General features: G+C 62.8%; 23 protein-coding genes and 2 pseudogenes. 12 read left to right on the top strand and 13 right to left on the bottom strand.

Going from position 1 to position 19,879, the window contains the following annotated elements; genetic code table 11:
• The first annotated feature begins 1 nt into the window (after position 1).
• Positions 2–1,606, top strand: a complete 1,605-nt coding sequence (groL, locus tag IQ26_RS22490; RefSeq protein WP_145720529.1) for a chaperonin GroEL — start codon at positions 2–4, stop codon at positions 1,604–1,606.
• Between the two features lie 142 nt (positions 1,607–1,748).
• Here the strand turns inward: groL and IQ26_RS22485 are convergent, their stop codons facing one another.
• Complete coding sequence (locus IQ26_RS22485) at positions 1,749–2,348, bottom strand: TetR/AcrR family transcriptional regulator (protein WP_145720528.1); 600 nt, start codon at positions 2,346–2,348, stop codon at positions 1,749–1,751.
• 114 nt (positions 2,349–2,462) lie between these two features.
• Between IQ26_RS22485 and IQ26_RS22480 the strand changes: the two genes are divergently transcribed.
• Positions 2,463–2,921, top strand: coding sequence for an OsmC family protein (locus IQ26_RS22480; protein WP_145720527.1), 459 nt, complete (start codon positions 2,463–2,465; stop codon positions 2,919–2,921).
• Positions 2,922–2,969: 48 nt separating this feature from the next.
• Positions 2,970–3,332 (top strand): nuclear transport factor 2 family protein, encoded by a 363-nt coding sequence (locus tag IQ26_RS22475; protein ID WP_145720526.1) that lies wholly within the window; start codon positions 2,970–2,972, stop codon positions 3,330–3,332.
• A gap of 12 nt (positions 3,333–3,344) precedes the next feature.
• On the opposite strand, the gene IQ26_RS22470 is transcribed toward IQ26_RS22475, so the two are convergent.
• The 6 genes from IQ26_RS22470 to IQ26_RS22450 form a co-directional block, all read right to left on the bottom strand.
• Positions 3,345–3,956, bottom strand: a complete 612-nt coding sequence (locus tag IQ26_RS22470) for a LysE family translocator (protein WP_145720525.1) — start codon at positions 3,954–3,956, stop codon at positions 3,345–3,347.
• A gap of 79 nt (positions 3,957–4,035) precedes the next feature.
• Positions 4,036–4,419 carry a YkgJ family cysteine cluster protein gene (locus tag IQ26_RS22465; protein ID WP_145720524.1) on the bottom strand — a complete coding sequence of 128 codons (384 nt, stop codon included), beginning with the start codon at positions 4,417–4,419 and terminating at the stop codon, positions 4,036–4,038.
• A gap of 4 nt (positions 4,420–4,423) precedes the next feature.
• On the bottom strand, positions 4,424–4,591 hold the full coding sequence (locus IQ26_RS39780; RefSeq protein ID WP_167522705.1) for a hypothetical protein: 168 nt from the start codon (positions 4,589–4,591) through the stop codon (positions 4,424–4,426).
• Positions 4,592–4,999 (bottom strand): hypothetical protein, encoded by a 408-nt coding sequence (locus tag IQ26_RS22460; protein ID WP_145720523.1) that lies wholly within the window; start codon positions 4,997–4,999, stop codon positions 4,592–4,594. It abuts the gene before it with no gap.
• Positions 4,999–5,226, bottom strand: coding sequence for a hypothetical protein (locus IQ26_RS22455; protein WP_145720522.1), 228 nt, complete (start codon positions 5,224–5,226; stop codon positions 4,999–5,001). Before IQ26_RS22455 ends, IQ26_RS22460 begins: the two co-directional genes overlap by 1 nt.
• A gap of 331 nt (positions 5,227–5,557) precedes the next feature.
• Positions 5,558–5,767, bottom strand: coding sequence for a cold-shock protein (locus IQ26_RS22450; RefSeq protein WP_010915421.1), 210 nt, complete (start codon positions 5,765–5,767; stop codon positions 5,558–5,560).
• A 43-nt stretch (positions 5,768–5,810) separates the two neighbouring features.
• On the opposite strand from IQ26_RS22450, the gene IQ26_RS22445 reads away from it, so the two are divergent.
• Positions 5,811–6,224: a hypothetical protein gene (locus IQ26_RS22445; protein WP_145720521.1), complete on the top strand. Its 414-nt coding sequence runs from the start codon at positions 5,811–5,813 to the stop codon at positions 6,222–6,224.
• A gap of 39 nt (positions 6,225–6,263) precedes the next feature.
• On the opposite strand, the pseudogene IQ26_RS22440 reads toward IQ26_RS22445, so the two are convergent.
• A pseudogene (locus tag IQ26_RS22440) lies at positions 6,264–6,842 on the bottom strand (metallophosphoesterase); the annotation flags it as partial.
• Between the two features lie 43 nt (positions 6,843–6,885).
• Positions 6,886–7,656 (bottom strand): NIPSNAP family protein, encoded by a 771-nt coding sequence (locus tag IQ26_RS22435; RefSeq protein ID WP_145720520.1) that lies wholly within the window; start codon positions 7,654–7,656, stop codon positions 6,886–6,888.
• Between the two features lie 94 nt (positions 7,657–7,750).
• Between IQ26_RS22435 and IQ26_RS22430 the strand changes: the two genes are divergently transcribed.
• Complete coding sequence (locus tag IQ26_RS22430; RefSeq protein WP_145720519.1) at positions 7,751–8,437, top strand: TetR/AcrR family transcriptional regulator; 687 nt, start codon at positions 7,751–7,753, stop codon at positions 8,435–8,437.
• A 34-nt stretch (positions 8,438–8,471) separates the two neighbouring features.
• Here the strand turns inward: IQ26_RS22430 and IQ26_RS22425 are convergent, their stop codons facing one another.
• Positions 8,472–9,059, bottom strand: a complete 588-nt coding sequence (locus IQ26_RS22425) for a hypothetical protein (protein WP_145720518.1) — start codon at positions 9,057–9,059, stop codon at positions 8,472–8,474.
• 121 nt (positions 9,060–9,180) lie between these two features.
• Here IQ26_RS22425 and IQ26_RS22420 point away from each other — a divergent pair.
• From IQ26_RS22420 to IQ26_RS22400, 5 genes and pseudogenes are all read left to right on the top strand, one after another.
• Positions 9,181–9,753 (top strand): annotated as a pseudogene (locus tag IQ26_RS22420) (metallophosphoesterase); the annotation flags it as partial.
• 34 nt (positions 9,754–9,787) lie between these two features.
• The gene (locus IQ26_RS22415; protein ID WP_145720517.1) at positions 9,788–10,774 is read left to right on the top strand and encodes a glycosyltransferase family 10 fucosyltransferase; all 987 of its coding nucleotides are present in this window, start codon (positions 9,788–9,790) and stop codon (positions 10,772–10,774) included.
• 143 nt (positions 10,775–10,917) lie between these two features.
• Positions 10,918–12,315, top strand: a complete 1,398-nt coding sequence (gene fumC / locus IQ26_RS22410; RefSeq protein WP_145720516.1) for a class II fumarate hydratase — start codon at positions 10,918–10,920, stop codon at positions 12,313–12,315.
• Between the two features lie 124 nt (positions 12,316–12,439).
• On the top strand, positions 12,440–12,862 hold the full coding sequence (locus tag IQ26_RS22405) for a DoxX family protein (protein ID WP_145720515.1): 423 nt from the start codon (positions 12,440–12,442) through the stop codon (positions 12,860–12,862).
• A gap of 181 nt (positions 12,863–13,043) precedes the next feature.
• Positions 13,044–13,466 (top strand): DoxX family protein, encoded by a 423-nt coding sequence (locus IQ26_RS22400; RefSeq protein ID WP_145720514.1) that lies wholly within the window; start codon positions 13,044–13,046, stop codon positions 13,464–13,466.
• Between the two features lie 42 nt (positions 13,467–13,508).
• Here the strand turns inward: IQ26_RS22400 and ppx are convergent, their stop codons facing one another.
• Both ppx and IQ26_RS22390 read right to left on the bottom strand, forming a co-directional pair.
• Entirely contained in the window at positions 13,509–15,041 is a 1,533-nt protein-coding gene (ppx, locus tag IQ26_RS22395; protein WP_145720513.1) for an exopolyphosphatase, read from the bottom strand.
• Positions 15,041–17,242 (bottom strand): RNA degradosome polyphosphate kinase, encoded by a 2,202-nt coding sequence (locus IQ26_RS22390; RefSeq protein ID WP_145720538.1) that lies wholly within the window; start codon positions 17,240–17,242, stop codon positions 15,041–15,043. The genes ppx and IQ26_RS22390 overlap by 1 nt, the downstream gene beginning before the upstream one ends.
• 340 nt (positions 17,243–17,582) lie before the next feature.
• On the opposite strand from IQ26_RS22390, the gene IQ26_RS22385 reads away from it, so the two are divergent.
• Entirely contained in the window at positions 17,583–17,828 is a 246-nt protein-coding gene (locus IQ26_RS22385) for a zinc-finger domain-containing protein (protein WP_145720512.1), read from the top strand.
• Positions 17,829–17,837: 9 nt separating this feature from the next.
• Entirely contained in the window at positions 17,838–19,124 is a 1,287-nt protein-coding gene (locus IQ26_RS22380) for an FAD-dependent monooxygenase (protein ID WP_145720511.1), read from the top strand.
• On the opposite strand, the gene IQ26_RS22375 is transcribed toward IQ26_RS22380, so the two are convergent.
• A complete protein-coding gene (locus tag IQ26_RS22375) occupies positions 19,115–19,783 on the bottom strand; it encodes a TIGR02117 family protein (RefSeq protein WP_145720510.1) in 669 nt (222 codons plus the stop codon). The genes IQ26_RS22380 and IQ26_RS22375 overlap by 10 nt on opposite strands.
• Between the last annotated feature and the right edge of the window lie 96 nt (positions 19,784–19,879).

The raw sequence follows: 19,879 nt of genomic DNA, 5'->3' as shown, positions 1-19,879 counted from the left end.
GCTGCGCGGCGTCAACATCCTCGCCGACGCGGTGAAGGTCACGCTCGGCCCCAAGGGCCGCAACGTAGTCATCGACAAGTCGTTCGGCGCCCCGCGCATCACCAAGGACGGCGTCACCGTCGCCAAGGAAATCGAGCTTGAGGACAAGTTCGAGAACATGGGCGCGCAGATGGTCCGCGAAGTTGCTTCGAAGACCAACGACATCGCCGGCGACGGCACCACGACCGCGACCGTTCTGGCGCAGTCGATCGTTCAGGAAGGCCACAAGTCGGTTGCCGCCGGCATGAACCCGATGGACCTGAAGCGCGGCATCGATCTCGCGGTTGGCGACGTGGTTGCGACGCTGATCAAGAACTCCAAGAAGATCAAGACCTCGGAAGAGGTTGCCCAGGTCGGCACCATCGCCGGCAATGGCGATGCTTCGGTCGGCGCGATGATCGCCGAGGCGATGCAGAAGGTCGGCAATGAGGGCGTCATCACGGTCGAGGAAGCCAAGACCGCCGAGACCGAGCTCGAAGTCGTCGAAGGCATGCAGTTCGATCGCGGCTATCTCTCGCCCTACTTCGTCACCAACGCCGACAAGATGGTCGCGGATCTGGAAGACGCCTACATCCTTCTCCACGAGAAGAAGCTCTCCAACCTGCAGGCCATGCTGCCGATCCTCGAGGCTGTCGTGCAGACCTCGAAGCCGCTGGTCATCATCTCGGAAGACGTCGAAGGCGAGGCTCTGGCCACGCTGGTCGTCAACAAGCTGCGTGGCGGCCTGAAGATCGCCGCCGTCAAGGCGCCGGGCTTCGGTGATCGCCGCAAGGCGATGCTGGAAGACATCGCCATCCTCACCGGTGGCCAGGTCATTTCCGAAGACCTCGGCATCAAGCTCGAGAATGTTGGCCTCAACATGCTCGGCCGCGCCAAGAAGGTGTCGATCTCCAAGGAGAACACCACCATCGTCGACGGCGCCGGCAAGAAGGCCGAGATCCAGGGCCGCGTCGCCCAGATCAAGCAGCAGATCGAGGAGACCACCTCGGACTACGACAAGGAGAAGCTGCAGGAACGTCTCGCCAAGCTGGCGGGCGGCGTTGCTGTCATCCGCGTCGGCGGTGCGACCGAGATCGAAGTCAAGGAAAAGAAGGACCGCGTCGATGACGCTCTCAACGCGACCCGCGCGGCCGTCGAAGAAGGCATCGTTCCCGGCGGCGGCGTCGCCCTTCTGCGCGCTTCGCTGAGCATCAAGGCTGTCGGCGCCAACTCCGACCAGACCGCGGGCATCGCCATCGTGCGTCGCGCGCTGCAGGCTCCGGCCCGCCAGATCGCGGCCAACGCCGGTGCGGAAGCATCGATCGTTGCCGGCAAGATCCTCGAGAACAAGGGCGCGACCTTCGGCTACAACGCCCAGACCGGCGAATATGGCGACATGATCGCCATGGGTATCGTCGATCCGGTCAAGGTCGTGCGCACGGCTCTCCAGGACGCGGCCTCGGTCGCCGGCCTGCTGGTCACCACCGAAGCCATGATCGCCGAGGCTCCGAAGAAGGAGTCGGCTGGCGGCGGCATGCCGGGCGGTATGCCTGGCGGCATGGGTGGCATGGGCGGCATGGACTTCTAAGAAGTCCGTAAAGCACGCCCATGAATCCAAGTTGCTCAAGCCCGCAAACGGGCTTGAGTGGCGGCATGGACTTCTAAGAAGTCCGTAAAGCACAGCACTACGGAAAGGGCGGCCGAGAGGTCGCCCCTTTTGTTGCCATCGATCAATGCGTCGTGACAGCGACCTCTTGCGCAGGCAACGCACTTTCCACCAGCGCGGCGACTTCATCGGCTACCGCCAGCACCGGGGCACGGTCGCGGGTGGCGCGCGCGATCACCATCAGCCCTTCCAGCGATGATTCGACAAGCAGCGCCAGAGCGTGAGCGCGGCGCTCGGGCACCCCTGCCCTGACGAAGGCCGCCTGCAGCAGGCCTATCCATTGCGCGAAAGCCGACCGGCACAATTCGGCCAGCTCCGGCATGTCGGCCGGCGAATCCAGCACTAAGGGCGCAACCGGACAGCCAAGCGTGAACTGGTTGTCCTCCAGCGTGCGTGCGACCGACTGGTAGATATGGTGGACGGCCACCGCCGGGTCTCGCTCGGCGGCGAGTGCCTCACCCAGCCATTGCGTAACCTTTTCGACGCTGTCGCGCGTCACCTCGATGACCAATTGGTCCTTGCCGCCCGGGAAATGAAAGTAGAGCGATCCTCTTGGCGCGCCGGAGGCGCTCAAAATATCGTTGAGCGAGGTACCGTGATAGCCGCGCTCCCTCAGTAGCAGCGCCGTCGCTTCGAGCATGCGGATGCGGGTGTCGTTCGCCATGTCAACCTCTGTCAGGAATGAACATTATAGGCCTTGCCATGGATATGACAATCGGTCTACATAATATGTAGATCAGTCTACATATTGGCATGTTTCATCGAGGAGAACGATAAAATGACCATCCGTGAAGCAGAGGCCCAATGGCAGGGGTCGTTGAAAGAAGGTTCGGGCCGGCTGCGGCTCGGCAGCGGCGTCTTCGAAGGTGCCTATTCCTTCCCGTCGCGTTTCGAAAACGGTCCGGGCACAAATCCGGAGGAGCTAATAGCGGCGGCGCATGCCGGGTGCTTTTCGATGGCGCTGAGCGCCGTACTCGGCAGCGGCGGCCATGTCCCCGCACGCATCCACACCGTCGCCAAGGTGCATCTCGGCACGAGCACGGCCGGACCGACGATCACCCGCATCGACCTTGAAACGGAAGTCGAAATCCTGGGCCTCGCGCCCGAGGAATTCCAACGCCTTGCCCAATCGGCGAAAGCAACATGCCTCGTCTCCCGCGCGTTGGCCGGTGTGGCGGATATCAGGCTCAAGGCCGAGCACATCGCCGCGGCTGCCGCAGATAAATCAACACATTAGTGCCTCGAAGGAGGAACGCTCGTGAATGTCCAAGGATGAGGAGAGAAAATGACCACTGAAAGCAACGTTACCCGCGAAATCATGGAACGCTTCAACGGCGCATTTGAGATGCATCGCCCCGAAGACCTCGATGATCTGATCGGCGAGGGCTGCGTCCTCGAAAATACGGCGCCGGCTCCGGATGGAGCGCGCTACGAAGGGCGTGAGGCTTGCCTCAATTTCTGGAAGGAAGTGGCATCGTCCGCCAACCTTGTCTTCAAAGCTGAGGAAATCTCCGCGATGGGCGACCGTGGGATCATCCGCTGGCAACTTCGCTGGAGCGAGCGCGAGGCGGACCGGGTTCGAGGAGTTAACATCATGCGCGTTCGGGACGGAAAGATCGTCGAGGGCCTGGGATACGTCAAGGGGTAGCGCCAGTTGGCGCTACCGGTCAGTCAGCGCCAGTTTTGCCCCGAGCATGACGAAGGCGCCGGCGAAGGTGCGGCGCATCCACGTCAGCACCATCGGCCGCGACACGACATGGCTGCGGATCGAGGCGGCGAAGATGCCGTAGCCGACGAAGACGACGAAGGTCAAAAGCATGAAGACGGTGCTGAGCTCCAGCATCTTCGACAGCGCATGCAGTTCGGTGGTGCTGACGAATTGCGGCAGGAAGGCGAAGAAGAAGATCGACAGTTTTGGGTTGAGGATGTTGATGAGGACGCCCGAGGCGATTATTTTGCCGGCCGAGCGCGGCGCGATGTCCTGCGCGACGCTCAAGCCACCACCCTCCTTCAGCGTGTTCCAGGCCATGTAGAGCAGGTAGGCGACGCCCAGATATTTCAGCGTCTCGAAGGCGACAGCACTTGTGTGCAGCAGCGCCGCCAGGCCGGTGATGGCGGCCGCCATATGCGGAATGATGCCGAGCGTACAGCCGAAAGCAGCGATGATGCTGGCGCGCGCGCCGCGCGAAAGCCCGGCGCTCAGCGTATAGAGAACGCCGGTGCCAGGCGAAGCCACGACAATCAGCGACGTCAACAGGAATTCGATGCTCACGATGGTTCCTCCACTGCCCTGCCCGCCGGCAAGGTAGCCAGCCAAACGCGCGGGCACAAGCCAGCCCGAACGCCGCTTGTTACAGCGTCGGCAGTCCGTGCGCCTTGCGCGCCATCAGGCAATCGTCGCCGCCGGGCATGCAGGCGCGGCAGACATCGGGGCGGACCTCGTAGATGCCACAAGCGGTGGACTTGCCAACCTCGCCGGCAAGCGCTGAGCAGCGCGTCCCGTCACAGCGCATGCCAGCTTCGTCGGCGGACACATATTTTGCCGGAATCCGGTCGAGCTGCGCGTCATCTTCTGTCGAGAAGCGCGGCCATTCGGCCGAATAGGAACAGCAGGCGCCGCAGCTCTGGCAGTCGAAGAGAGGAGCGGCGCTCTCTTCCAGAGACGAAAAATCCCCGGCGACCGCCAAGGCAAGCAGCCCTGGCGCGACAGGATCAAGATCGGCATCTCGCGGCAAGGCGCTATTTCTTCTTCCTGGTCTTGCGCGGCGCCACCTCCGCCGGCGACTTGAACAGATCGGTCGCGGCTTCGGCGGATGCATCGGCTTTCGGCGCGGCCGCCGGCTTGGCCAGCTTTGCGGTGGCAGCGGGTGCTGCTGGCTGGTCCTTGGCGGAAAATTTTATGGCCATTCAATCCTCGTCGGAGAAACGCGATGATGGCGCATTCGGGTTGCGAAGGCGGCCGATCAGCGCCGAGACCGCCGTGATGTTCATTTCCTCGGGCGACCAGTTCCTGGCCTCCTCGATGTGCCGGGGCGCCAGCTCGCGATGCGTGCTGCCGCTATAGGCGGCATCCTGATGGGTGACGCGTTCACGGGTCTTGGTATTTTCGCGGACATACTCGATCAGATAGTTCGGGCATTCGGAGCGGCCGCGCACGCCGAGCCTGACCTGGGCGTCGCCATGGGCGCGCTTGCAGCGCTCGAGCTTTTCGAGCACGCGCCGGACATATTCGACCGGCTTGTCGAGCACTCCCACGACATCGGCGATGGTCGAATCGGCGGCGATCGCCTGTTGCGGGACGCGCTTGGTGGCCATCAGCGTCTGCCCGCGCGCTTCGGCGAGGCAGCGAGCGCGGCGGCCGCAGCCATATCGTCGGCTTCCTTCTCCAGGCGCAGTTCGCGCAGCCGCGCGGTCTTGGCTTCCCGGGCCTGGCTGGCGGCATCCTGTTCGGAGATGATGCGGTTGAGCGACATGGACTGGGTCTGGGCCTTGCTGAAGATGGATTCGGCGTGGTCGCGGGATTTCTTTGAAGTGGCGGTCAAGGTCTTTCTCCCGGTTCGGAGCATGATGCCGCAAAATGGCGGGGCCGGTCTTTCGACCAGGACCACGCACAAGGCAATACGGCAGTCGGTTCAAGTTGCTGGAGCATCCTTAACACGTTCAGGCCAACGCGCAGTGCTCTTTTCGAACTTTTTGAAGCGTCCCAAATGCAAAAAGGCCAGGCGTTGCCCGACCTTCCGCTGGAGTGCCGCGCGTCCGGTTGAACGCCGCGAACTCATCTGCGCCTTTCCGGAAACGGATGTTCCCGAGTCATGCGCTCGCCGTTCACCGGTGCCAGTACATCCGTGGTCACCGGCGAGGCTGAATTCGGTTTTAGGCCGCTTTCAACTGATCGGCGGACATCTTGCCCGACTTGTTGTCGCGGACCATCTCGTAGCCGAGCTTCTGGCCCTCGACGATGTCGCGCATTCCGGCGCGTTCCACGGCCGAGATGTGGACAAAAACGTCGGCCGAGCCGTCGTCAGGCTGAATAAAACCAAAACCCTTGGTGGCGTTGAACCATTTAACTGTGCCTGTGCTCATAACGAACCCTTTCCGTGGCAAATATTCGTTCGCCGTCATGCGAATGCACAACAACGTTTGTCTCGATTTTGATGGGGGAAGTTCGTCAAAGGCGCGCCTGGGCACGCGGATAACAAAAGTCGGTCAAACAAATATCGACGAATTTCTTTTAGACTTCTTTTGGCGCCGTGTCAATTTTTTTGCTTTCACCGCCAGCGGACCCGTCGCCGCAAGCTTGTCCGAAGCAGGGATTCCGATGGCGGATCCGGCGCCAAAGCCGGGCCAGCGCCGGCTGCAAAAAAATCGCACCATGCCTGGAACCATTTTGGCATCCGTGCATTTTGGATATTGTCGGCAGTTCATGAGAGCGATCTTAGGAAAGGCTGACACAAAGGACGCCTCCCGTGCAATAAAACGCGCGAGGGGCGTTCTTTTATGGCGACCGGCCGCTTCAACTCCGATGAGGAAAGCGACCTAGGCGACCTTTTAGTCTGCTTCAGTTATTGCCGTCACATGTTCAGGCTCTCGAGAAAGCGTTGGTGAAGGCGACCTCGCCATGGTCACCGATGGCTTCGCCAAGCACCACGTCCACGCGGTCGCTGGTCACCCGCGCCAGCGCGAAGCCACCCATGAAGGCAGCCTTCGGCTTGAACAGGTCAAGACCGTCGCGGCTGTAGATCATCGGCGTCTCGTGCTGGTGGCCATGGAAGATGCCGATGACATTGTAGCCCTTCAGCGCCGCCAGCAGTGCTTGCCGGTCCGCTTCGCTCCACCAATGCGGCGCACCGGTGCCGCCATCGTCGAAGGTTCTTTTGGCGGCATCCCCCCGTTCGATCGAAAAGATATCCCAGCCATAATGCTGGAACAGGACGACGGGGCGACCGTCCGCCGCATGGGTCGCCAGATCCTGCTTCAGCCACGGCAGGCTGGAAACGGCGCCGTGGCCGGTGTCGCCGGCAAAACGGTGCGTCTGGACGAGATGCAGGCCGCCCCAGTCCCATGAGTAGCAGTCGGTATCGAGATCGTAACTGGTCGCCGGCACCGGGGGCTTGAAGAACACGCCGGCACGATGGTTGACCTCGACATAGTCGCGCATTTGCCCAAAGCCGCTGCGGGTCCATGCGGCTCTCGGCGGCATGTCATCGCCCCAGCAGCGATTGTGAGGTGGGCGAAAGGCGCAGCGTTTCCGTCGGCCTGGCCAGGCCCGACTGCAATGCCTGCCAGGCCGGCGCGGTGGCAAGCGCTGCCTCGAGGCTGGCATGGGCGTCAGTGCTGTCGAAACCCGTAGCGGTAATGAAGACGTTTTCACTCGTCCGCACCGGCAGGCGAGGAAAGCTGTTGTCGGCATGCTCGCTGACGAAGGCGGCAAGCGGCCGCGCGCCAAGTGCCGCCAGCACCGGAATGGCGTCGGTTTTGAAGCGGCTGGCGAAGTCGGCCTCGGCGCCGGGCCGCAAATGATGAATCCGGATGACAACAATACCCGACAAGCGATTGTCTCTGTTCGGCTTTTTGTCACCCGGCAAGTCCGCTCGTTGTGAGCCCGTCAGGTCGAAGCCCGCGCCCGACCATGCCGGTTTCAGCAACAGCACGTCGTCGGAGGAGATCATTGCGGCGTTGGCGGCATCGCGCCAGGCAGCCCACACAGGTCCCTCGTAGAAAGCCGCCAGCGCATTTTTCCGCACCTCCATCCCGTCGAAGCCGCGCAGCCATACGAACATGTCAGGCCGGTCGATATCGCGAAACTGGCCGATGATGGTCATCCCTGCCTCTTCCTGACCCTTGATCAGGTGGCCGTCGAAGATGCCGATCAGCGTATCGCGCTGGCTGGGTTTCAGCACGTACTGCCTGAGTTCGACGACCGGCGAGGCGTCGAGGCCGGATTTCGGCGGGGCATTCACGGGCAGGCTCATAGCGCAATCTCCAAAACAGGACAGTCATCCTGTTTTAAAACAGACCGGTTGTCCTGTTTTGTCAATCTGCTATCGTGCGAAAATGTCAGCAGAGATGACCGCTCGCCCAAAGGTGCCGCCCGGGAAACGCACCAACGACCCGGAAGGCCTGCGCAAACGCGTGCTCGATGTCGCCGAAGCCTGCTTTCAGGCGCGCGGCTACCACGCTTCCAGTCTCGGCGATTTGATGGCGGCGGCGGGCGTCACCGGGGGCGCGCTGCATCATCATTTCCCGACCAAGAAGGCGCTGGCGCTGGCGGTGATCGAAGAGCGGGTGGCGGCGGCTGTCGAAGAAACATGGATCGCCCCGGTGCGGGCGGCAGGCTCGGCGCGCGAGGCTGTGCGCGGCGTGTTCGAGGCCGTGGCAACGGAACTGGAGCAGCAGGGTTTCGTGCGCGGCTGCCCGCTCAACAACCTGGCGCATGAACTGTCGCTCGCCGATCCGGATTTCCGCGCTGCCCTTGCCGGCATCTTTTCGGCGTGGCGCCAGGCGATCGCCGACAAGGTCACGGCCGACCAGCACGAGGGCAGGGAGCAGGCAACCGATCCGCAGCGCTTCGCGGCGCTCGCGGTCGCCACCTATTCCGGCGCCATGTCGATCGCCAAGACGATGCAGGACGCTGGCGTGCTGCGCGATTGCCTGAACGCGCTGGAGCAGGGAGCTTCCTCAGCGTCGTCGTCCAAGGGCGAAGCAGGAACGAAGCGACGTCGCAGGGTGCTGCGGCAGTACGGAACCTCTTGATGCCGGAGCGCCAGCCCCCCGTCCTGCCGGAATCCTAATTCGGCAGCGGTTCGATCACCTCGTAGCCGACCACGCTTTCGGCGTTGGTGCCTTCGTCATAGCGCCTGGCCAAAACCGCCTGCAGGTCGGGCGCGTAGAGCGCGGTGAATTCATCCAGTGTCTTGCCGGCCTCGTTCTTGATCGTCTGCTTGACGGCGAGCACGTTGTACTTGCAGTCGCCGAGGCTGAACGTCTCCTTGCCCTTGACGTTGATCTCGAGCGTTTCGGTGCCCTTCGGTTGTTTGTCTGGCGCGAGGCGGACGAACAGGGTCTTGCTTTTCGCCCCGGCCTTGAGCGGAAACAGCTTTCTGAGATCGGAAAACGGGATCATGGCAAGCTGACCGGTCTTGCTGTCGCGAAGCACCTCGATCAGGCCGCCGAACAGGAATTGCGCCTGCGGCGATTCAGACTGGTATGTGTTGGCGACTGACATCATTCCGCCCGCTACCGGTCGAAATTCGCTGCGGATCCCAGGCTTTTCGAGAATGAAGCCAGCCTTGGCGGCCTTGGCGTCGATGCACTCGGCACCATGAGCGGCGCTCGCCAGGATGGTGAGTGTCATGCCGATGGATATCGTCTTCATAGCATCTGCTCGCGTAAGTTGAGTTCCGACACTGAAAGGAATGCCAGACCTGCGGCACCATGTCGACATACCGTTCGAGGCTACTGGACGAAGAGGCACCGGCTGTGCTGATTTTCACGCCATGATGGATCGTCGCTCGGCAGGATCACTCTCACGGCGCAGCTTTCTGGCGCAGGCGGCTGGATTTGCCGCCGCCGGCGTCCTTGCGCGGCCGGCGCTCGGACAGACCGGGCAGCACATTCCGCCCGTCGACGCCACCTTCCTGTTCATTGCCGACGTTCATGCCTGCCGGATGGCCACCGGGCTGAGCCCGAATTGCCAGCAGGAAGGCAAGACCGATGCCGCCTTGTTGCGCAGTGTCGCCGCGTTGAACGGCCTTGGCGACAAGGCGTGGCCGGCCGAAATCAACGGTATCGCCACCGGCCCGCGCTCGGCCGGCAGCCGCATCGGCATGCCGCTCGGCCTCGTCGTCGGCGGCGACATGACCGACGACGGCGGCGGCCAGGTCACCCAGCCCAGCGAAGGCACGCAGCTTCTCCAGTTCAGCCAGCGTTACCAGCAGGGCGTCGGCCCCGATCGCGTGCATGTGCCGGTCTATGTCGGGCTAGGCAATCATGATCTCGACCAGAACGGCCCGCTGCCGCACGTCGACTGGTACCGCCGCGAAATTTCGCTTTCCGGCCGGCCTGACGTAAGAAGCCTGTCCTACAATCGTGGTGCCAGCTTCCATGCCATCGAACGACCCGCTGATCCTTTTCTACACGACTTTTTTCAGCAAGCCCGTCGATATCGCATCGATACGCTGTGAAGTGCCTGGACGGTGGACGCTGGACAAAAGCCGGATTTCCGAGGCCGCCGCGGTCGTCTTCCATATCCCGAATTTTCGGGAAATCGGCGATGCTTACAAGTACCCGGGCCAGTATTGGGTCGCCTGGTCGATGGAGAGCCGTCAAAACTACAGGCGCCTCGCAGACCCCGAAATCATGAAACATTTCGACATCACGATGACGTATGAATCTCGGTCGGATGTTTGGGCGCCCTATCTTCCTCGCATCCGCTGGTGGGAAGAAACGTTTGCCAGGCCAATCCCGTTGAAGACGGAAATCGCTCCGGTGGCGCATTTTCAATCGGCCAGATTGAACTACAGCGGCCGTGTCGATTTCGCAGCCGAGCTTTCGCGCCATATCAAGATCGATTCCTATGGCCGGCATCTCAACAACCGATCGATTTTAGGTCCCGATCTTGGTTCGAAAACAAAGGTCGGAACCATTGCGCGGCACAGATTCTGCCTCGCGCTGGAAAACTCGATCGAGACCGATTACGTCACCGAGAAGATCTTCGATGCATTCAGAGCCGGTACCGTGCCGATCTATCTTGGCGCGCCGAATGTGAGCGAATTTGTCCCGACGAATTCTTATATCGATGCGAACGCCTTCCGCGACGCCAAGGATCTGGTCTCGTACCTCCAACATCTGATCGAAACGCCTCAAGCCTACGAAGCTTATTTTGCCTGGCGGGCAAGGCCGCTGCCTGACGGGCTCGTCAAGCGCCTGCAACACCTTGAAACACCTACTTTCTGTCGATTGGCGAGCCTCGTGCGTCAACGTATGGAGGACCGCGCGGATCCGCCAGCCGGAAAGCCGACGCTGCCTTTCGGCCGCATCTCTTTCCTGCGCACGCGGTTCCGTCGCTGGCAGAAAAAAGTTCCGAGCTGACAATCCGCTCTCCTTCCATCTGTTCGAGGCCGGAAGGGCGTCCCTTTTGAACCGATTTGCATCCCTGCCGTCCGCAATCTTCGCTTGAAGCCAGTTGTGCAACGCGATACGCCGGTGCCGAATTCGACAGACCGGAGAGACAAGTGAGCGCGCCAGAGAGCAGAACCGAAACCGACACGTTCGGTCCCATCGAGGTCGCCGCCGACCGTTACTGGGGCGCGCAGGCGCAGCGCTCGCTGGGCAATTTCAAGATCGGCTGGGAAAAGCAGCCGGCGTCGATCGTTCGCGCGCTCGGCATCGTCAAGCGGGCGGCGGCCGAGGCCAATATGGAGCTGAAACGGCTCGACCCGGCAATCGGCAAGGCGATCATCGAAGCCTCTCAGGAAGTCATCGACGGCAAGCTCAACGATCATTTCCCGTTGGTCGTCTGGCAGACCGGCTCGGGCACACAGTCCAACATGAACGCCAACGAGGTGATCTCCAACCGGGCGATCGAGATCCTGGGCGGCGTCATGGGCTCGAAGAAACCGGTGCACCCCAACGACCACGTCAATATGAGCCAGTCGTCGAACGACACCTACCCGACGGCCATGCACATCGCCTGCGCCGAGCGCATCGTCCACGATCTGTTGCCGGCGCTCAGGCATTTGCACGCGGCGCTGGAGGCCAAGACCAGGGCGTTCGCCCACATCATCAAGATCGGCCGTACCCACACGCAGGACGCCACGCCCCTCACCCTCGGCCAGGAATTCTCAGGCTATGCCGCGCAGGTCGCCTCCTCGATCAAGCGCATCGAGATGACGCTGCCCGGCCTGCAGGAACTGGCACAGGGCGGTACCGCCGTCGGCACTGGCCTCAACGCGCCGGTGGGCTTTGCCGAGAAAGTGGCGGCGCGCATCGCGGCGATCACCGGCATCGGCTTCGTCACCGCGCCGAACAAGTTCGAGGCACTGGCAGCACACGATTCCATGGTGTTCTCGCATGGCGCCATCAACGCAAGTGCTGCCGCCCTGTTCAAGATCGCAAACGATATTCGCTTCCTCGGCTCCGGCCCGCGCTCGGGCCTCGGCGAATTGTCGCTGCCGGAAAACGAGCCGGGTTCGTCGATCATGCCGGGCAAGGTCAACCCAACGCAGTGCGAGGCGATGACCCAGGTCTGCGTTCAGGTGTTCGGCAACAATGCCGCACTGACCTTTGCCGGCAGCCAGGGCCATTTCGAGCTCAACGTCTACAATCCGCTGATGGCCTATAATTTCCTGCAGTCGGTGCAGCTGCTCGCCGACGCCTGCATCTCCTTCACCGACAATTGCGTCGTCGGCATCGAAGCGCGGGAAGACAACATCCGTGAGGCATTGAACCGTTCGCTGATGCTGGTGACGGCACTGGCGCCGACCATCGGCTACGACAACGCCGCCAAGATCGCCAAGACCGCTCACAAGAAGGGCACGACCTTGCGCGAGGAAGCGCTCGCCACCGGATTGGTCAACGAGGCCGATTACGACCGCCTGGTGCGGCCGGAGGACATGACGCATCCGGGATAGCCACTGAGCGATCGCAAAAACGTTACTGCGGTGAACGATCTGTAACCAAATCCGCGTCTTTGGTGAACAGTCGGCTTGCTCTATCTGGGCTGAGACCAAAAACCCCTTCTCGGAGAGAGTCACCATGTCCACCAATACTTCCGTTGCCGGTTCCGGCACCGCTTCGAATACCTCGGCCACCATCCTGCTTGGCCGCGTCCTGCTTTCAGTCATCTTCGTGCTTTCCGGTTTTGGCAAGCTCACCGCGATCGCCGGCACTGCAGGCTATTTCGGCAGCCTCGGCCTGCCGATGCCGACCGTAACGGCGATTGCCGTCGGCCTGATCGAGCTGCTCGGCGGCCTCGCCATCCTCGTCGGCTTCCAGACCCGGATCACCGCCTGGGTGCTGGCGATCTTCACCATAGCCACTGGACTGGTCGCACATACCGGCTGGGCCGATCAGATGCAGATGATCAGCTTCATGAAGAACCTGGCGATTGCCGGCGGCTTCCTCGTGCTGGCGTCCTCGGGCGCCGGCGCCTATTCGGTCGACTCCAAGCGCGGCTGACGCAGTCCCAGGACTATTTGCAGTAAAAAGGGGCGCGGAATTTTCCGTGCCCTTTTTTCGTTGTCGATCTATCCAGACTTTCGATTCGCCGGGCCGAGTGGCCTGGCCCGAATTTCTGCTAAGATCGAGGCGTCGGGGAGGAACAAGGCCAACCGGCCTGGCCGACATCGGAGGGTGACCCATGCTTGGCAATGCGTTGCTTCTGCTTTCCCGATTGCTGCTCGCCGCGCTATTCGTTCCGTCCGGCTTCCACGCGCTTACCGACATTGCAGGCACGGCTGGCTATTTTGGCGGCCTCGGCCTGCCGCTGCCGACGCTCGTAGCCTGGGCAACGGGCCTGTTCGAGCTGATCGCTGGACTGCTCATCCTCGTCGGCCTCAAGACGACGACCGTGGCACTCCTGCTTGCCGCCTTCTGCATCGCAGCCGCCTTCATAGGCCATTATGGCCAGGGCGACGGCGATCCGACGCTGGCCTTCATGCATTCACAGATGCTGATGAAGGACATTGCCATCGCTGGCGGTTTTCTGGCGCTGGCGATGGCGGGCGCTGGCGCCTATTCGATCGACGGCCGGGCGTTTGGGATCGGCGCCGACGTCACTTGACCGACACACGCTACTTGGCCCGACCTATTTTGCGGAAACCACCTATTTGGCAGACACACTGGGACCGCCCTCGACCTCCAGCACCAGCCGGCGATTGGTGACCCTCGCCAGTTGCACCAGGCGCCCGGCAGGCCGCTCGCCGTAAAGATCGGCCAGCGACGCCGGCAGCACCAGTGCCAGCACGCCATTGCCGCGATTCTCCCATTTCAGCCGCGGCATGACGCCCGGCATCGCCGCCGTCAGCAGGTAGACGACGCGCATCACCGCGGCCAGCGCGCGGGCGCGCTCGAGGTAACGGGGCGTCGCCAGTCCCCGGATTTCCGGAGCGGCTTCGTTGAACAGGCCCTCGTGGCGAAACAGATTGACGAGCGCCAGGAAGGCGCGCCCGGGATGATCGACGCCGATGAAGGAGGCATGGGCGATGATGTTGAGCGACTGCTTGCCGCGATATTCGGGATGCGCGCGCCAGCCGATGTCGGCAAGCAGGCAGGCAGCCCGGCGATAGCGCGTCTCATCATCGGTCTCGTCGATGCCGAAGGCGGCAAAGGTCTTGCCCGTCCATTCGACAAGCTCCTGCGCGTGGGTGACCGAGCGCGAGCGAAGCCGGGCGAGTTCCTCCGAGGCCGAGATCAGCGGATCTGCCTTCTGCTCGGCCGCGTCGAGCAGCGAATAGAGAAAGCCCTCGCGCACGCCCAGCGCCGAGACGATGATCTTGGACGGCTGCATCGCCGCCATGATCTCCTGCAGCACGATGGCGCCATAAGGTAGCAGCGAGCGGCGGTTCTTCGAGACGCCTTCGATACCCCTCACCTTCTCGATCTCGCCCTTGGCCACCTGCTTGAGGAAATTCGCAGCGCTGTCGATGCCGATCTCGTAATGGTGCATGACGCTCAGCGGATATCTGGTCATTTCCATGTGCAGCCGGGCAAGGTTTCGCCAGGTGCCGCCGACCGCATAGAACGGCCTGCCCCGCCCGCCCTTCAGGAGCTTTGCCCGCGCCAGTTCGTCGCGCGCTATCTTTGCCGCCTGGGGCAGTGAGTTCCTGGCCATGTCCTGCAGACGCAGGCCGCCCAGCGGCAGCGTGATGCCGTCGCCGATCGCCTCGCCGTCGACGTCGACCAGTTCGAGGCTGCCGCCACCGAGGTCGCCGGCGATGCCGTTGGCCGGATGGAAGCCGGAAATGACGCCGAGCGCCGAATAATGCGCTTCCTGGCGTCCGCTCAGCACCTGGACCTCGGTCTTGAGCACGTCTTCGGCGCGGTGGATGAAATCGGGGCCGTTGACCGCCTCGCGGGCGGCGGCGGTCGCCAGCACATACATATGCTCGGCGCCGGCCTGGTCGGAGAGCGCACGGAAACGGCGAAACTCCTCCATCGAGCGCGTCACCGCCTCGGGGTCGAGCTTTCCGGTCGAAACGATGCCGCGGCCGAGGCCAGCCAGCATCTTTTCATTGAACAGCGTGGTTGGCGAGCGCGCCAACCCCTCGTAGACGACAAGGCGGATCGAGTTCGATCCGATGTCGATGATGGACAGCGGTCGGCGGTCCTGAAGCCGGCCCTGGGACGTCGAAATCATCAGCCGGACGCTGCGCCGTTTTTCTTGCGGCGCTTGAACTGCGCGATGCGCTTGGGCGCATGCGATTTCAGCGCATCGCCCCGTCCGGAAAGGCTCGGATTGGTCATGAAATATTCCTGCGCGTTGAACGGTTCCTCGCCCTCCTCAAGCACGGCGCGCCGGGAGGTTCCGTCAGCCAATACGTCGAAACTTTGCTGGTTGTCCATGATGTTGCCCAGCATGATCTGGCCGAGAACCTGTTCATGCACAGTTGGATTGGTGATCGGCACCATGGTTTCGACACGGCGGTCGAGATTGCGCGGCATCAAATCGGCCGACGATATGTAGACGACCGCCTCGTCCGACGGCAGTCCATGGCCGTTGCCGAAACAATAGATGCGGCTGTGTTCGAGGAAGCGGCCGACGATCGACTTGACCCTTATGTTCTCCGACAGGCCAGGCACCTGGGGCCTCAGGCAGCAGATGCCGCGCACGACGAGATCGATCTCGACGCCGGCGCGGCTGGCGTCATAGAGCGCATCGATGATGATCGGGTCGACCAGCGAATTCATCTTCATCCAGATGCGCGCCGGCCGTCCCTCGAGCGCGTGCGCAATCTCGTCCGAAATGTGCTTGAGGATGCGTTTGCGTAGCGTGAAGGGCGATATGGCCAGCCGCATCTCCTCGGTCGGCTCGGCATAGCCGGTGATGAAGTTGAACAGCTGGGCGACATCGCGGGCGATCGTCGGATCGGTGGTGAAGAAGGACAGGTCGGTGTAGATGCGCGCGGTGACCGGGTGGTAGTTGCCGGTGCCGAGATGCACGTAGTTGCGCAGCTTGCCGTCCTCGCGCCGCACCACCAGGGACATTTTCGCGTGGGTCTTCAGTTCGAGGAAGCCGAACACGACCTGCACGCCGGCGCGCTCAAGGTCGCGCGCCCAGCGGATGTTGGCCTCCTCGTCGAAACGCGCCTTGAGCTCGACCAGCGCCGTCACCGACTTGCCGGCCTCCGCCGCGTCGACCAAAGCGCGTACGATCGGGCTGTCGTTGGAGGTGCGATAGAGCGTCTGCTTGATCGCCACCACTTCCGGGTCGGCCATTGCCTGGCGCAGGAATTGCACCACCACGTCGAAGGATTCGTAAGGGTGATGAACGATGATGTCCTTCTCACGGATGGCGGCGAAACAGTCACCGCCATGCTCGCGGATGCGCTCGGGAAAGCGCGGATTATAGGGCGTGAATTTGAGATCGTCGCGAGCGACGGCGACGATCTCGGAAATCTGGCTGAGCGCCAGCGGACCGGTGAGCACGCTGATGCGGCTCGACGAGACGCCAAGCTCGCCGGCGACGAACTCGCGCAGTTCGGCCGGCATCAGTTTGTCGAATTCGATGCGGATGACCGAGCCGCGGCGGCGGCGCTTCAGCGCCGTCTCGAACAGGCGCACGAGATCCTCGGACTCCTCCTCGACCTCGATGTCACTGTCGCGGATGATGCGGAACGTGCCGGAGCCCTTGACTTCGTAGCCGGGGAACAGCTTGCCGATATAGAGGCCGACCGCCTCTTCTAGCGGGATGAAGCGGACATGATGCTTGCGGTCGGGCAAGCGGATAAAGCGCTTCAGCGCCACCGGCAGACGCAACAGCGCACTCATCTCCTCGCCATTCTTGCGATGGCGCAATTGCAGGGCCATCGAGAAGCCGAGATTGGGAATGAACGGGAACGGATGCGCCGGGTCGATCGACAGCGGCGTGAGCACTGGAAACACCTGTTCCTGAAAATGATCCTCCAGCCAGGCCTTCTCGTCCTTGGTCAGCGCATCGCGGGTGACGCTCTCGATGCCTTCCTTGTCTAGCAGCAGCATCAGCGCCGAAAGACTTTTCTGCTGGTCTTCCTGCAGACGCTCGACCTCGCGCAGCAACTGTTCCAGCTGTTGTTCGGGGGTGCGGCCGTCCGGGCTCTTCAGCGAGATGCCTTCGCGAACCTGGCCGGCGAGACCGGCGACGCGGACCATGAAGAACTCGTCGAGATTGGCTGCCGATATCGACAGGAAGCGGACACGCTCGAGCAGCGGGTGATTGGCGTTCAGCGACTCCTCGAGGACGCGGCGGTTGAATTGCAGCCAGGAAAACTCGCGGTTGACGAAGCGGTCCGGGTTGCCGCCTTCTGGGCTCGCCACCTCGACAGTGGTGAATTCGCTCTGCACTGGCTTTAGTTGGTTCATCATTCCTGCTCGTTCCCACCGCTACCGGCCAGAGCGCCGCGCGCCCTTTCGGACGCGCAAGGGACGCGCGGCCCATTTTGAAGCTACTCATAATCCGTTCGAGAACCCGATTTCGGTTTCCGGGGCCATGCCTTAACCGGCTTAACTTATCCTCTGACAGGCTTTTGCGACAGTTTCATTTCATCGATCTTGCAAAGAGAAGGGTTATGATCCAGATGCAGATAGAGATTGCAGCGCCGCGCGTCCTGCTGGATGCGCAACGGACGCCGCAGAATTCCAATTTGCGCATGACCTCGAAAATGTCGATTTCGAGATCATGCGTGAGCTAGAGGAGAGGACGATGGCAGGCGGTTCCATTCCCCATTTCCAGAACGATGCGGGCTATCCGGCGATCGACATCGGCGTCAAGGAATTCATGTGCACCGGCGCCAACCCGCCTTTCGACCATCCGCACGTATTTCTCGACATGGGCGACGACAATGAAAAGGTCTGCCCCTACTGCTCCACGCTTTATCGCTATTCGCCAAAGCTGAAGGCGACGGAAACGCAGCCTGCCGGGTGCCTGTATATCGGCCAGGCCGCCTGACGCGCACGCATGGACGATACGCGGTCCCGGCAGGTCATCATCGCCGGAGCCGGCATTGCCGGGCTGACCGCGGCGCTGGCATTTTCCGAGCGCGGCTATCTGGTGCGGCTGTTCGAGCAGGCGCCGCGCCTCGAAGCGGCCGGCGCCGGCATCCAGCTCTCACCCAACGCAACGCGCATCCTTCGCCAGCTCGGTGTGCTCGACCGGCTGCTGCCGGCGGCGGTGCAGCCGGAGGCGGTCGTGCTCAAAGACGCTGCCGCGCTGCGCGAGCTGGCGCGGGTACCGCTTGGCGAAGCAGCCGAAAGGCGCTGGGAGGCGCCCTATCTCGTCGCTCATCGGGCTGATCTGCAAGACGCGCTGATGGCGCGCCTTACGGAACAGCCCGACATCAGCCTCGTCACCGGCGCGCGCGTCGGCAGCATCGCCGCAGGAGCGCGCCATATCACGGCAACGGCCGAGATTGCCGGCAAGACCGTCGAGGCAAGCGGCTTTCTGCTGATCGGGGCCGACGGCGTCTGGTCGACGATCCGCGGCCTCGATCCTTCCGGCAGGAACGGGTCGGGCAGGAACGGGGTTTCCGCCCCTGGCAAGGTTTCGAGCCAGTTTTCCGGCGAGCTTGCCTGGCGCGCCACTATCGGCGCCGACAGTGCCGCGGGAGAGGCCTTTGCGGCGGTCGGCGCCGCCGGTTGCGTGACCGCCTTCCTGCATCCCGGCTTCCACCTCGTCGCCTATCCGGTCAGCGGTGGCACGGCGTTCAACCTGGTCGCCTTCACCAGGGGCGAGATCATCGCCGAGGGCTGGTCGGGCCACGCCGACCCCAACATTCTCGCCAGCGCCATGCGTGGCACGGCGGCGGCACTGGCCCGGCTTGCCGAGGATGCCGGCCCGTGGGCCGCATGGCCGGTCCATACGGTCGACCAAAGGCAGCCGTGGACGACGCCCGCCGGCATCGCGCTGATCGGCGATGCGGCGCATGCGATGACGCCGTTTGCGGCGCAGGGCGCGGCGATGGCGATCGAGGACGCCGCGACCCTTGCGGGCTTTGTCGCCGCCTCGCCCGCCGACCTCGCAGGCGCGCTTGCCGCCTGGGAAAAGATGCGGCGTCGGCGCGTTGCCCAAGTCGCCCGCCGCGGTGCCGTCAACCACCTCGCCTGGCACGCTTCCGGGCCGGTGGCGGTCGCCCGCAACCTGTTCCTGAAGCTACGCTCGCCGGAAAAGCTCGCGGCCGATCTCGACTGGCTCTATGGCTGGCGGGTGCCGGAATCGTCGGACAATAGCGCCAGGCATCAATTGTAAAGCCGCATCGACAGGTCGAGCGAGGCCGGCAGCGGATTCCACCAGCCCGTCCGCAGGCCGGCGACACGCAGAGCTGCCGCGGTCCAGGTGTTGCAGCCGACCAGCGCGTTGAAACGGCCGTTCGCCTCATAGAAGCGGTCGAAACTGGAATAGGCGGTATTCTCGATCAGGATCGGGCCGTTCGGCCCTTGTTGGAAACTCGCCGAGATGAAGTCGAGCAGCGCCGCAAAACGTTCCTCGTCGATATCGAAGCCGGCGACGTCGGCATGCGGCTCGACAATGTCGCCGGCGACGTCGACATGCATTACCGAAGCGTCAAGTGTTAGCGCCTTCATCACCGGCACGGTTTTCAGTTCCGACCAGGTCGGCGTCTCCAGATAGAAGGCGCGGCCACCCCAGCCGAAGACGATGTAGCGGATCTCAGCCATGTCGGCCGGAATGCCGGCATCGATCAGGAAATGGAAGCGCTTGCGCACATCGTCATCGACCGAAATGGCGATATCGGTGTGAATTGGATTTTTCAGCACCAGGATGTGCCTGGTGGCGACGGGATCGGCGGCGGCCGCCGGCAAGAGCGGCCGCGGAATGAATGTGCCCAGAACCCCGGCAAGCACGATTGCCATCACCAGAATGGCGAGAAAACGCCCAAGTTTTTTCATGAGGGCTTTTTCATGAGGGACGACCTTGGAATCGGGGCGCGATCGCCGGCCGACAGCTCAGACGCAAGAGAGCCCGGCCGGGTTTCGGCCGGGCTC

It is taken from the genome of Mesorhizobium tianshanense, from assembly GCF_007830515.1.
Taxonomy (GTDB): domain Bacteria; phylum Pseudomonadota; class Alphaproteobacteria; order Rhizobiales; family Rhizobiaceae; genus Mesorhizobium; species Mesorhizobium tianshanense.
The sequence above is the reverse complement of the archived record's forward strand: the minus strand, read 5'-3'. Positions and strand labels throughout refer to the sequence as shown.